This is a genomic window from Rhodococcus sp. IEGM 1318, assembly GCF_033142465.1.
Lineage (GTDB): Bacteria > Actinomycetota > Actinomycetes > Mycobacteriales > Mycobacteriaceae > Rhodococcus_F > Rhodococcus_F qingshengii_B.
In genome coordinates this window covers 1-12,111 of the sequence record NZ_JAWLSC010000018.1, presented here as the reverse complement: position 1 = coordinate 12,111, position 12,111 = coordinate 1, and the positions used below count along the sequence as shown (strand labels likewise).

Sequence of the window (12,111 nt, the reverse complement as noted above, 5' to 3'; positions counted from 1 at the left end):
GCGTGCGGCGACGATCTCCAACCACGAAGTAGCGCAGTGAGATCGAGTCGTCGGATGGGGAGGAGCGGCAATCGGAGGAGGTGGCAGGAGGGGCGGCAATGGACTACCGGTGCCGGAGCAGATTGGCTTTCATGGTCGAGCACAGACCACTCGCGGCCGCCCCGTCGAGTACCTGGCTCAGACGGCCGTAGTACGCGCGCCGTGTGAGGCCGAACGTGACGAAGATGTCCTCCGCGCTGGGGCCGTGCCAGTGACTCCAGGTGATCGCGAAGTCGAGCAGTTCGTCGGAGTACGTTCGACGTCGGCCACTGGCCCGTTGCCGATGGACGCGTAGGCACACGTGATCATCGAGGCACTGACTGGCAGGTCGGGTGAGCGGGGGAGTGTTCACGGTGAACTCCTCGGAGAATGGTGTCCCGGGTTCCCGGCACGACCTGTTGGCACGGCTCTCGATACGGTGTTCGGTACGACGAGAAGGGCGGTTGGTCACAGGCTTTCGCAAACCCTGGAACCAACCGCCCTTCTCGACGACTTCAGCTGACTGCCTGTAACTTTCGGCATCAGCAATCGGTGCTTACATGACCAGCGTGCCACCGTCGACGGGCAATGCGACACCGGTGATGTAGCGAGCCTCGTCGGATGCCAGGAACTTGACGGCGTTGGTGACATCGTCGTTCTCGACCCAATCGATCGGGTAGAGAATCATGCTGTTCGACGCTGCGGCGAAGTCGCTCTTGCCCGGGTTGTCCTTGCCGGGTACGAACTGGTTGTACATCGCCTGGTTCTGGACCATCGGGGTGTCGACCTGGGTGGGGTTGACGGTGTTGACCCGGATGCGGTGCGGAGCGAGCTCCTGCGCGAGGGTCTTCATCAGCCCCACGACGCCGTGCTTGGCCGAAACATAATGTCCGACACCGGTGTATGCGCGAAGTCCGGCAACGGAGGCGGTGAGGATGATCGCGCCGCCGGTACCCTGCTCGATCATGTGGGGGATGGCTGCCTTGACGGTGCGCCAGACGCCGCTGAGGTTGACGTCGATCATCTCGCCCCACTTCTCCTCGTCGAGTTCGTGGGTGTCGCCGAAGGAGAGGATACCGGCGTTGGCGATCACGATGTCGACGTGTCCGAACCGGTCGATGCCGGCTTCGAGAGCCAACTTCACCGAGTCGAAGTCGCGGACGTCGGCGTGCGAGAAGACGATCTGTCCGCCGGCTTCCTCGACGAGGCGAACGGTCTCCTGGAGGTCGTCTTCGGTGGCCAGTGCATACGGGACGGTGTCGTTGTCCTTGACCGAATCGAGGGCGATGATGTGCGCGCCCTCCTGGGCGAGACGCAGGGCGTGATTGCGGCCCTGCCCACGTGCTGCACCGGTGATAAAGGCGACTTTGCCTTCGAATCTTCCTGTCATGACCATCCTCCTGTTGTGCTGAACTCGGTATGTAGGTGAAGCCGGGAATGCCTTACTTGACGAGTACGCCTGCGTCGACGGGCAGAGCAACCCCGGTGATGTATCTGGCCTCTTCGGACGCCAGGAACAGCACTGCATTGCTGACATCGACGGACTCCACCCACGGGATGGGCAGCGCGTTCATCGCCTGCGAGAGTGGTGCGAAATCCTCGCGAGTGGGGTTGTCGAGGCCGGGGCAGAACAGCCGGTACATGGCGTCGTTCATGATCATCGGGGTGTCGACCTGGGTGGGGTTGACGGTGTTGACCCGGACGCGATGCGGGGCAAGTTCCTGGGCGAGCGTCTTCATCAGCCCGTTCACGCCGTGCTTGGCCGCCGTGTAATGCGCGATGTTGCCGTACCCCTTCAGCCCGGCAGCGGAACTGGTGAGGATGATCGCTCCGCCGGTGCCCTGCTCGATCAGATAGGGGATAGCGGCCTTGGCAGTGCGCCAGACTCCGCTCAGATCGACGTCGATCACAGTGCCCCAATGTGATTCGGTGAGCTCATGTGTGGGTGCCGGGATGTTGATTCCGACGTTCGCACAGACGATGTCGAGGTGGCCGAACTTCTCGACACCGCGAGCCAGGACACCGGCGAGGGAGTCGAAATTGCGGACGTCGGCAACCTCGGCGTGGATGCGGCCACCGGCCGCCTCGACCGTACTCACGGTCTCGGCCAGATCGTCTTCGCCTGCAAGGGAATACGGCATACCGTCGATGTCGGCGCAGAGGTCGAGCGCGATGATGTCCGCGCCTTCCTCGGCCAGACGGATGGCGTGCGCTCGGCCCTGTCCACGGGCGGCGCCCGTGATGAAAGCGACCTTGCCGGCGATCCTGCCGGTGCGTGCTGCTGTGTTCATATCTCGACTCCGTCTGCTGCACTCACTTGATGACTCCGTATCGGCGACGGTCGATGGTCAGTGCCACTGCGGCGATGACGACGATGCCCTTGATGACAAGTTGTGTGTACGGATCGACCGAGGTCAAATCCATACCAGCGCTGAGCAATACGATCACCAGTGCGCCGAGGATGGTGCGGTGCGGTCCGCCCACGCCACCGGAGAGCGCGGTACCGCCGACTACCACTGCGGCGATCGAGTTGAGCAGGCTGGGTCCGGCACCCATCGGGACACCGGTGCTTGCCTGTCCGGTGAAAATGATTCCGGCGACGGCTGCGACTGCTCCGGCGACCGCGAACACGGCCAGCTTGGTGCGCTGCACCCGGACGCCGACGAGGGAGGCAGCTCGCTCGTTGCCGCCGACTGCGTACATGTGGCGGCCGAACGAGGTGCCGAATGCCAGCACGGTAGCGCCGATGGTCAGGAGGATCGCGATCAGCGCGCCGTTGGGCACGTTGGGAATCATCGACTCGTTGACCAAACTTTGCAACAGGTTCGAATTGTACGAGACCGGGCCACCTTTGGAGACGGTATTGGAGATTCCATCGAGCACCGACATCATGCCCAAGGTCACCAGGAACGACGGCACTTTGAGCATCGTCGTGATCAAGCCGTTGACGAGGCCCACCAGAGCACCCGCGCCGATCACCAGGACTATGGCCAACGGCCCACCGAACTTGTCGATCCAGGTTGCGATCAGAATGCCTGCGAGAGTGGCTGTGGCAGCGACCGAGAGATCGATACCGCCGATCAGGATGACAAAAGTACCTGCCAGCGCCAGAACGGTGAGGAACGCCATCTGGTTGAGAATGTTGTGGGCTGACGAGGCGGTGATGAAACTTTCGGTACGCCACTGGAAATAGATGATCAGGACCAGCACGGCAACCGTCGGAACAACGATGTTGCGGTGCTGATCGAGTCGACTCAGTAGACCGCGCGCGCCTGACGGCGGTACGGCATCGCTGGCCGGCGATTGCTTCGAGAGTGTCTGGGTCACTGCATTCCTCACATCATGTGCTTGATCACGTCGACTTCGGCGGGTTTGTTGTCTGCAGGAGCAGCCAGCTCTGCGCTGATCACCCCGTCCTTCATGACCACGATGCGGTCGGACATACCGATCACCTCTTCGAGGGATTCGGCACACAGCAGCACCCCGACGCCGGAAGCCGCCATCGTGCGAACCAGGGTGTAGATCTCCTCGCGGGTACCGACGTCGATACCGCGGGTGGGATCACTGAGAACCAGTACTTTGCATTCGCGTCCCTGCCAGCGCGCGAAGATTGCCTTCTGTTGGTTTCCGCCACTGAGCTCACCGATCGGTGTCGACAGTGACGGAGCCTTGACCTGCAGGGTCCGGGCGAGCGTGGTGGTGCGCTCGCGTTCGGTGCGCAGCGCGAGCAACCGCGTCCAGCGGTGCCTGAGCAGATCGAGGAAACCGATGGAGATGTTGTTGCGGATGGACGCACTGCGGAACAGCGAGTCCTGGGCGCGCTCCGGCGGAATGTAGAGCACTCCGCTGGTTACGGCTGCAGGAACCGACCAGTGCGTACGGTCCTGTCCGGCAACGTGAATGGAACCCGTCGACAGCGTTTCCGCACCGGCGACTGCGGCCGCGACCGACGCCTTACCCGAACCGATGACACCGGCCAGGCCGACCACTTCGCCCGGACGGATCACCAGGTCGACACCGTCGAACTCGCCGACGCACGATGCGCCGCGCAGTTCGACCAACGCCACCTCCGATGTCGCCCCGGTCTGGTCGCCTTCACGGTAGTAGTCGACACTGCGTTCGCTGCCGACCATCAACTCGTGCAGGCGTTCCGCGGTGACACCCTCTGCGGACAGGGTTTCGATGGAGCGCCCGTCGCGCAGAACAAGCAGCCGGGTACTGATCCGGAGCACGTCCTGCAGGATGTGGGAGACGAAGATGAAGCACACCCGATCACGCCATCCCTCGATGAGCGCGAATAGGATCTCCACCTCCGTCTCGGTCAGAGCGCTGGTCGGCTCGTCCAGCAGGATCACCGGAGCCGCCGACTCTTCGGTGATCCTCGAGAATGCTCGCGCAATCTCGACCAATTGCCTTTGTGGATAGGTTAATTCGGCTACGACCGCATCGGCCCGCAAGCCGTCGATACCGAGCTCGTCAAGCAGTTTCTGCGCCGCATTGCGTAGCTTGCGTCGCCGACCAGGTCCGATTCCACCGATCTCGCCCTCACATCCGAGATAGATGTTCTCGTACACGCGTAGCGCGTCGACGAGAGCCTGTTCCTGTACGACCACCGAGATGCCGAGTTCCCGCAGTGTCCGCGAATGGCCCAGTTCGACCGATTCACCGTTCACGTGCAACTCTCCCGCGTCGGGCCGAACAGTGCCGGTCAGAACGCCGATCAACGTCGACTTTCCGGCACCGTTCTCGCCGATCAAACCGAGCACCTCACCGCGACTGACGTCGAGTGAGACGTTCTGCAAAGCGTGGACGGGTCCGTAACTCTTCGAGACACCGCGCAGGCTGATTGTTGCTGTTTCGCTCATCGTCAGGCCACGAGTTGGTCTTTGTACTGCAACAACGGACCGGAGGCGAACGCGCCCGCGTACTTGGTGCGGACGCCGGCGATGTCGGCCGAGTTCCAGGCGCTGTTGAGCTTGTACTGGTCCTGCGGGACACCGGCGTAGTACTCACTGGGGTCGATCGGGTTGAGCACGGTCTGCGGATCCCAGTCGTCCGGGTGCAGCGCCTTGCTCATCTTCGCCCAGTCGAACGGCAGCGTCGACGCGTAGACCGTCTCGAGGACGTCGTCGGCGATGTCCGGGGTGACCAGCAGCGCGCCCTGGGACAGGAATCGTTCGGGCAGTGAGAGGTCGACTCCGTTGAGCTGATCGAAGATGGTGACGCCGAGAATGCCTGCCGTCAGGCCACCGACCGTCGAACTGGTCAGGTACTGCTTGCCCTGCGCGATGTACTCGACGTTCTGCTTGTTGCCGTCGAAACCCACGACGATCTTGCCGGTGATCTTCGCCGCGTCCAGTGCGGCGATGACGCCCGCAGCCTGACTGTCGTTCTGGGCGAACACACCCACGAAGTCCGGCACCGAGGGAAGGATGTTCGTGAACGCCTTACGGGAGTCCTCGGACGTCCAGTTGCCCGGAGACGAGGTGACGACCTTGATGCCCGGGTAGCTCTCGAGTGCCTTGTTCAGACCTGCCGTGCGCTGATCGTCCGCAGACGAACCCTTCTGTCCCGGAACGTGAATGATGGTTCCGGTGCCGCCGACCTTGTCGAAGAGGGCTTTCGCGGTTGCGACGGCGATCTTCGTGGACGGCGGGGTGATGAAGCGGACCCACTTGTCGGCGTCGGCGGGGGTGTACCAGGCGGGGGCGGTGTACGAGCTGGCATACAGAATGCCCGCTGCCTGGCAAGCCTTGGTGACGGCGGCTGCCTGGGCTTCGGTGGCCGGCGTGCCGAAGACGGATTTTCCACCGGAGGCCTTGACGTTGCCTACCTGGCCGAGGGCGGTGTTGACGTTGCCCTGGTCCTCGACCGAGGAGATGCCCACGCCGAGCGCGTCCATCGCCTGCTTGCCGCCGTCCGAGAACGCGACGAAGTAGTCGTTGGACAGTGTGGTCACCTGGCAGAGGGTCTTTTCCTGGACCTTGCCGGCACCGGCGCCGCTACCTGATGCAGAACTGGTGGAACTGCCGCCTGTACCGCAGGCCACTGCGCCGAGTGTGATGCCTGCTGCGCCCATAGCGGCGAAGAAGGAACGTCGGGTCAATGGATGAGAGAACGTCGCGTTACGAGCAACGTCGACGATCTTCGATTCGATCGAAGGCATGATCACATCCTTGTGTTCACGAGGTGTTTCTCGAGTGTGGGTGAAACGGGAGGTCCGCTACTTCGTCAGCAGATGTTGGGTGAACCAACGGGAAGCGTGCTCGGCGGCAACGGCGAGCTTGGACTGATCGCTGTAGAGAGTCATGTGCGACGTGTGTGGTAGCACGACCAGTTCCTTTTTCGGGGTGGGTATATCGTTGAAACTCTCAATTTCCAAGTCCCACAACGTAAGGTCATCGCCTTCGGCGACGATCATCATCGACGGAGTGTCGAGGATGCGCGGTACGAAGTAGTTCACGTCGTAGTCGAGCAGGAGATCGACCGACTCCATGGTGGAGCTGTTCTGGTAGAGCGGAGCCTCTGTCACCTGCAGCGCCGCGAAGGTCGTCTTGGTCTCCGGGAACGGCCAGGACGACAGTTCCTCTTCGGGGTTCTCGCTCGCGTGGGGGATGTGCAGACGCTGCTCCGGATCGTCGTAGCGCAGCTTGCGGTCTTCGAGGATCGCGTCCCAGAGCTTGCGGTAGCCCATGGTGCCGTGGATGCGGCGCATGTTGCGGTATCCGTCGATCACCGGGATCTGGGATACGATCGCCTTCACCCGGGGATCGGTCGCGGCCAGGATCATGACGTGGCCACCGGAGTAGGAGATACCCCAGGCGCCCAGACGGTCGTTGTCGATTCCGTCGGTGCGCTCGAGGAAGCTCAGTGCGTTCTGGTAGTCGCGGATCTGCTGCTTCGGGTCCAGGTGCTGACGGGGTGTGCCGTCGGAAACTCCCAGGTTGCGGTAGTCGAAGACCAGGGCAGCCATGCCGGCGTTGACGAACGCCTCGGCGTAGTAGGGCATGACCAGCTCACGGACGTAGCACCAGCCACCGGCCAGTACGACGGCCGGAACGTCCTCGTCAGTATCGGGGCGGTACAGCCAACCGCGGACGGTGACTCCGTCGCTGGAAAATTCGACATCTTCACGGCGCATTGCGTGACTCCTCATGTAACGAGCGAAAGCTGAACGGAAGAAAGTACAAAGAAGAACGAGCGGTCTTGTCGCCGTGCTTATTACGGCATCGGCGGGGTGTACTCGCGCTGACTGTCCGAGTGGATCGTCGCGGATTCGAAGTACTCGATAATCGTGAGTCACCTCACAGCCTTTGTCAAGTGTCACTGGACAGTGGGGAATTTTCGTCGGTATAGTCCAACTCACTTACTGCGCATGTATTCGTAACGAGCGCAGCATTATTGGAGGTGTCCTCGATCGTGAACGGCGAAGAAGTTCTGCATGCCTACGAAAAGATGTTGTTGATCCGTCTGATGGAAGAGCGCATCTCGGTGCTCTACAAGGGCGACACCATCCCCGGATTCGTACATACCTCGATCGGTCAGGAAGCATGTGCCGTCGGAGCGCTGACTCATGCGCGGGTCAGTGACGTGATCACCTCGACGCATCGCGGACACGGACACGTTCTCGCGAAAGGCCTCGAGCCGGACCGGATGATGGCCGAACTGATGGGCAAGGCGACTGGAGCCAACAACGGTCGAGGTGGCTCGATGCACGTCGCTGATCCCCGACTCGGCATCTTCGGCGCTAACGGCATAGTCGGTGCGGGTCTCCCGATCGCGGTGGGCGCGGCATTCGCTGCGAAGGAACGGGGCGACGGGGATCTTGTCATCGCGTTCTTCGGTGACGGTGCGATTGCCACCGGCGCTTTCCACGAGGCGATGAACTTGGCCGCCCTGTGGAAACTGCCGATCATCTTCCTGTGTGAGAACAACGGATTCTCCGAGTTCTCGGCGACCGCCGATCAGCATCCGGTCCCGATCTCCGCCCGAGCCGCCGGATACGGAATGGTATCGATTACGTTGCCGGGCAACGATATCGAAGCTGTATCCGATGGAATTGCGCCGGTCTTCGAGCAGGTTCGAGCGGGAAACGGTCCGGTGTTCGTCGAGGTCGAGACTATTCGGGTCCACGGGCACTACGAGGGTGATCCTCAGGTGTACCGAGACAAGGAGGAGATGGCGCGTGACGTACACGCAGCGGATCCGCTGACATTGACACGCGGGCGGTTGGTCGAGCGCGGAATCTCCTCCGATGCCATCGAAGCGGTCGAGAAGCGGGTCAAGGCGGTGGTCGACAATGCCGAGCAATTCGCGAGAGCGTCTCCGCAGCCTGAGCGATCGACAGTCATGGACTACATCTATTCGCCGCGCAGAATTGTCGACTCGCGTGTTGTCGCAGACCCGGACGGCGCAGTCATCTCCCAGTCGAAGATCATCAAACAAGCGCTCGACGACGCCCTCGCGGCCGACCCGGATGTCTTCCTCGCCGGAATCGATGTTGCAGGCGGCAATGTCTTCGGCCTGACCAGGGGGCTGGCGGCTCGATACCCGGGTCGTGTGCTCGATACTCCGATTTCCGAATCGGCGATTATGGGACTCGCCATCGGAGCGGCCATGGCCGGGCGTCGTCCGGTGGTCGAACTGATGTACCTGGATTTTCTCGGTGTGTGTCTCGACCAGTTGATGAATCAGGCCGCAAAACTCCGGTTCATGACAGGCGGCGCAGTAAGTCTGCCACTCGTCGTTCGGACACAGTTCGGCTCCGGGCGGTCTTCCGGAGGGCAGCATTCGCAGAGCCTCGAGGCACTCTTGGCGCATATCCCCGGGTTGACCGTTGTCATGCCGAGTTCCGGCGCTGACGCGTACGGGCTGCTCCGGGCGGCAATCGAGGACGACAACCCGGTGATGTTCATCGAGCATCGATTGTTGTACGAGAAGAAATCCGCCATCCCGGGTGAGGGTTTTCGAGTCCCGATCGGTAAGGCTGCGGTGACCAGGCCGGGTAAGGACGTCACCATCGTTTCGTGGTCGCGGATGGCAATGCACGCATTGGCCGCGGCCGAGGAATTGGCGGCGGAGGGTATCGATGCGGAGGTGATCGACCTGAGGACCATCGCTCCGCTCGATCGTGAGACGATTCTCGAATCCTTCCAGCGGACCAACCGGATGGTCATCGCTCAAGAGGCGGTCCTGGACTTCGGCGTCGGCGCCGAAATCGCAGCCATGGCAGTGGATTCCGGGTTCTGGTCGTTGGACGCGCCCATCGTTCGAGTCGGTGCACGATATTCGCCTGCCCCGTATGCCCCTGTGCTGGAACGTGAATGGGAAGCAGGACCCGAAGATATCGTCGCTGCCGTGCGCCGGGTGATGTCGTGCTGACCGCAACGAGGCCCAGTGCGATGACGGGTAGGGGACCGACGCTGCCCGAACTGTTCTTACAGGCGGAGCGACAATCGCCCAACTCCCTCGCGCTGGTCGACGAGAATACGCGGCAGACGTATCGCGACCTGATGAGTGCGGCGACGAGTTTCGCAGGGGCTCTGCGTAAATCGGGATTTGAACCCGGAGAGGTCGTTCTGGTTCAGCTGCCGAACTGGTGGGAGTCGATCGTCGTCTCCTGGGGTACGTGGCTGGCCGGCGGAATTCTCCTGCCTGTGGTGCCGATCTACCGCGCACATGAACTCTCGTTCATCATCGAACAGACGTCGCCATCGGTAATCGTTGCGCCGCAAGAATACCGGGGATACCGGCATGCGGACCATCTCGAGAAAATGATGCGCACAAGCGGGCGAGAGATTCTGCTCGTCGAGGTTCGAGGTGACGGAGGGGCGCGCCGTACAACCTTCCCGGACTTGATCGAATTCGGTCATGGCTCGGATATTGGTGAACACCAAGTGGATTCGGATGACATCGCGCTGGTTCTCTATACGTCGGGCACCACGTCTGCGCCCAAGGGTGTGCTGCACAGTCATCGGACGTTGATCGCGGAAAGTGCGAGCATGATCGCGCATTGCGGTGTGGATTCGCAGGACCGAATTTTCATGCCCTCGCCGTTGGCACACATCACGGGAATTTCCTACGCTGTAGTCTTACCCGTGGCTGCGGCGTGCTCGACGGTTCTGATGCAACGATGGGACCCCGAGGCGGCCGTTGCGTTGATCGAGCGTGAACAATGCACGTTCACCGTGAGTGCCACTCCGTTTCTCCGTGGTTTGGCCGATGCATACGAGGGCAGTGCTTTTCGGCGATCGCAGCTGACCAGATTCGTGTGTGGTGGTGCCGGCATCCCCCCGGAGTTGGTGCGTCGTGCTCACCGCGTGATGGGGACGTCGATTGTTCGAACGTACGGATCCACGGAACTGCCGACCTTGGTGATGGGCGATCCCTTCGGAGACATCGAACTGCAAGCTGAGGACGAAGGAACGGTGATCGGTGGAAACGAACTCGAGATCGGTGAAGACAGCGAATTGTTGGTGCGTGGGCCGGAATTGTTCGTCGGATATGTCGACGGCGCATTGAACGACGATTCGTTTACCGAGAAGGGCTTCTTTCGGACCGGGGATGTCGCGACGGTGGACAACCAGGGACATGTACGGATTACCTCGCGGATCAAGGACATCATCAACCGCGGTGGAGAAAAGTTCAGCGCGGCCGAGATCGAGTGGGCGCTCGAAGCGCACCCGGCCGTCGCGGAGGTAGCAGTGGTCGGTTTTCCCGACGAGGTACTCGGTGAACGCGCCTGTGCGTTTGTGGTTCCCGAGGGGGCCCCGCCGAGCGTTCGGGACCTTCGTATCTTCCTGCTGTCCGAGGGGTTTGCTGTTCAGAAGGCCCCCGAGAGGGTGGAGATAGTCTGCTCACTGCCGCGCACGGAGAGTGGGAAAGTGCAGAAGTTTCTGCTTCGTGGGGCATTAGGCTTGGGCTCGGTACAGACGGTCCCCAAGACTGACGGAAGCGAGTTCGGACATGACGGCAACTGGCGCCGAGCCACCTCGTAAGGCGGCTGAGTCGACCGCGGTTGCGCCGAAGAAGTCGCTACCGCGCACGTCGGCTCCACGAAAGGCGACCACGAAGAAGGCGGCGGCCAAGAAGGCTGCCCCCCAAAAATCTGTGCAGCAGAATGCGTCGCCGAAGAGACAGGTTCGTAAAAAGAAGGAGGAGGAGAAGGGTTTGGGGACGTCTGTGGGAAAAACGGTGCGTGCCGAGCGCACCAGGCAGGGGATTCCGGTTCGGGAGCTGGCACGACGGTTGGGTGTTTCGCCGTCATTCCTGTCGCAGTTCGAACTCGGCCAGAGTCAGGCGGCAGTGAACACACTGTTCTCGATCGCGACGGAACTGAATCTCTCGTTGGACGTATTGCTCGGTAACAATGTCGAGCCTGAACGTGAGTCCGTATCGAAGGATCACGAGCCCCGGCTCTCCGACTGTCTGACCTTTCGTTCGGGTGTTCGCTGGCAGCGTCTGGCGAACACTCCGGAAAATCACCAAGTGCAGTTCCTTCACACCGAGTACGAGCCCGGGGCTGATTCCGCGCCGGGAGACGCACCGCAGACACACTCGGGTGATGACTACGGCTATGTGTTGGAGGGCACCTTGACCATCGACGTCGACGGTATGCGTCGCTTGCTGAACTCCGGTGAGGCCATTCATCTGGTCGGGAATGTTCCTCATCGGTTGCGGAACGAGACGGATCAGACAGTCAAGGCGATCTGGTTCGTGTTGGGCTGACGAGGGGCAGTAGACAACGGGCAGCATATGACGCCGGTCGCTATCTAACTGAGGCATCCTTTTCTTGGCTAATTCTAGAAAAGGCGCATACTTGGTGCCATACAAGACGACGGACAGGATTCGACCCCAGGGTGCAATTGCGCGCAGCCGGGCTGAGAATCACTGCGCCACGGCTTGCAGTCCTGAATGCGGTTGCAGCCAAATCGCATTCGGATGACGATTCCGTTTCCGCGCAAGTGCGGTTACAGCTGCGATCCGTATCTACCCCAGGACGTTTTACGACGTGCTGTGAACCGTGCCGGGTTTGATGCCGCATCCGTTTTTGTGAAGGATGCAGATCATGCCCAAGCGTTACCCACTCGAGCA

10 protein-coding genes and 1 pseudogene are annotated in these 12,111 nt (G+C 61.5%); 4 read left to right on the top strand and 7 right to left on the bottom strand.

Going from position 1 to position 12,111, the window contains the following annotated elements; genetic code table 11:
* Window positions 1-103: 103 nt before the first annotated feature.
* From R4P65_RS29450 to R4P65_RS29420, 7 genes are all read right to left on the bottom strand, one after another.
* Window positions 104-391, bottom strand: a complete 288-nt coding sequence (locus tag R4P65_RS29450) for a hypothetical protein (protein WP_317829124.1) — start codon at window positions 389-391, stop codon at window positions 104-106.
* Window positions 392-574: 183 nt separating this feature from the next.
* Window positions 575-1,408, bottom strand: a complete 834-nt coding sequence (locus tag R4P65_RS29445; protein WP_317829123.1) for a mycofactocin-coupled SDR family oxidoreductase — start codon at window positions 1,406-1,408, stop codon at window positions 575-577.
* A gap of 52 nt (window positions 1,409-1,460) precedes the next feature.
* Complete coding sequence (locus tag R4P65_RS29440) at window positions 1,461-2,309, bottom strand: mycofactocin-coupled SDR family oxidoreductase (RefSeq protein WP_317829122.1); 849 nt, start codon at window positions 2,307-2,309, stop codon at window positions 1,461-1,463.
* 22 nt (window positions 2,310-2,331) lie between these two features.
* Entirely contained in the window at window positions 2,332-3,345 is a 1,014-nt protein-coding gene (locus R4P65_RS29435) for an ABC transporter permease (protein ID WP_052683274.1), read from the bottom strand.
* 8 nt (window positions 3,346-3,353) lie between these two features.
* Window positions 3,354-4,883, bottom strand: coding sequence for a sugar ABC transporter ATP-binding protein (locus R4P65_RS29430; RefSeq protein ID WP_317829121.1), 1,530 nt, complete (start codon window positions 4,881-4,883; stop codon window positions 3,354-3,356).
* Window positions 4,884-4,885: 2 nt separating this feature from the next.
* Window positions 4,886-6,184: a sugar ABC transporter substrate-binding protein gene (locus R4P65_RS29425; protein WP_317829120.1), complete on the bottom strand. Its 1,299-nt coding sequence runs from the start codon at window positions 6,182-6,184 to the stop codon at window positions 4,886-4,888.
* A gap of 57 nt (window positions 6,185-6,241) precedes the next feature.
* On the bottom strand, window positions 6,242-7,159 hold the full coding sequence (locus R4P65_RS29420) for an alpha/beta hydrolase (protein WP_317829119.1): 918 nt from the start codon (window positions 7,157-7,159) through the stop codon (window positions 6,242-6,244).
* Between the two features lie 278 nt (window positions 7,160-7,437).
* Here R4P65_RS29420 and R4P65_RS29415 point away from each other — a divergent pair, with 278 nt between their 5' ends.
* The 4 genes and pseudogenes from R4P65_RS29415 to R4P65_RS29400 all read left to right on the top strand — a co-directional run.
* Window positions 7,438-9,399 carry a dehydrogenase E1 component subunit alpha/beta gene (locus R4P65_RS29415; protein ID WP_317829118.1) on the top strand — a complete coding sequence of 654 codons (1,962 nt, stop codon included), beginning with the start codon at window positions 7,438-7,440 and terminating at the stop codon, window positions 9,397-9,399.
* Between the two features lie 20 nt (window positions 9,400-9,419).
* On the top strand, window positions 9,420-11,015 hold the full coding sequence (locus R4P65_RS29410) for an AMP-binding protein (RefSeq protein WP_317829116.1): 1,596 nt from the start codon (window positions 9,420-9,422) through the stop codon (window positions 11,013-11,015).
* Window positions 10,984-11,745 carry an XRE family transcriptional regulator gene (locus R4P65_RS29405; RefSeq protein WP_317829115.1) on the top strand — a complete coding sequence of 254 codons (762 nt, stop codon included), beginning with the start codon at window positions 10,984-10,986 and terminating at the stop codon, window positions 11,743-11,745. The genes R4P65_RS29410 and R4P65_RS29405 overlap by 32 nt, the downstream gene beginning before the upstream one ends.
* A gap of 71 nt (window positions 11,746-11,816) precedes the next feature.
* Window positions 11,817-12,011: pseudogene (locus R4P65_RS29400) on the top strand (hypothetical protein); the annotation flags it as partial.
* Window positions 12,012-12,111: the final 100 nt, after the last annotated feature.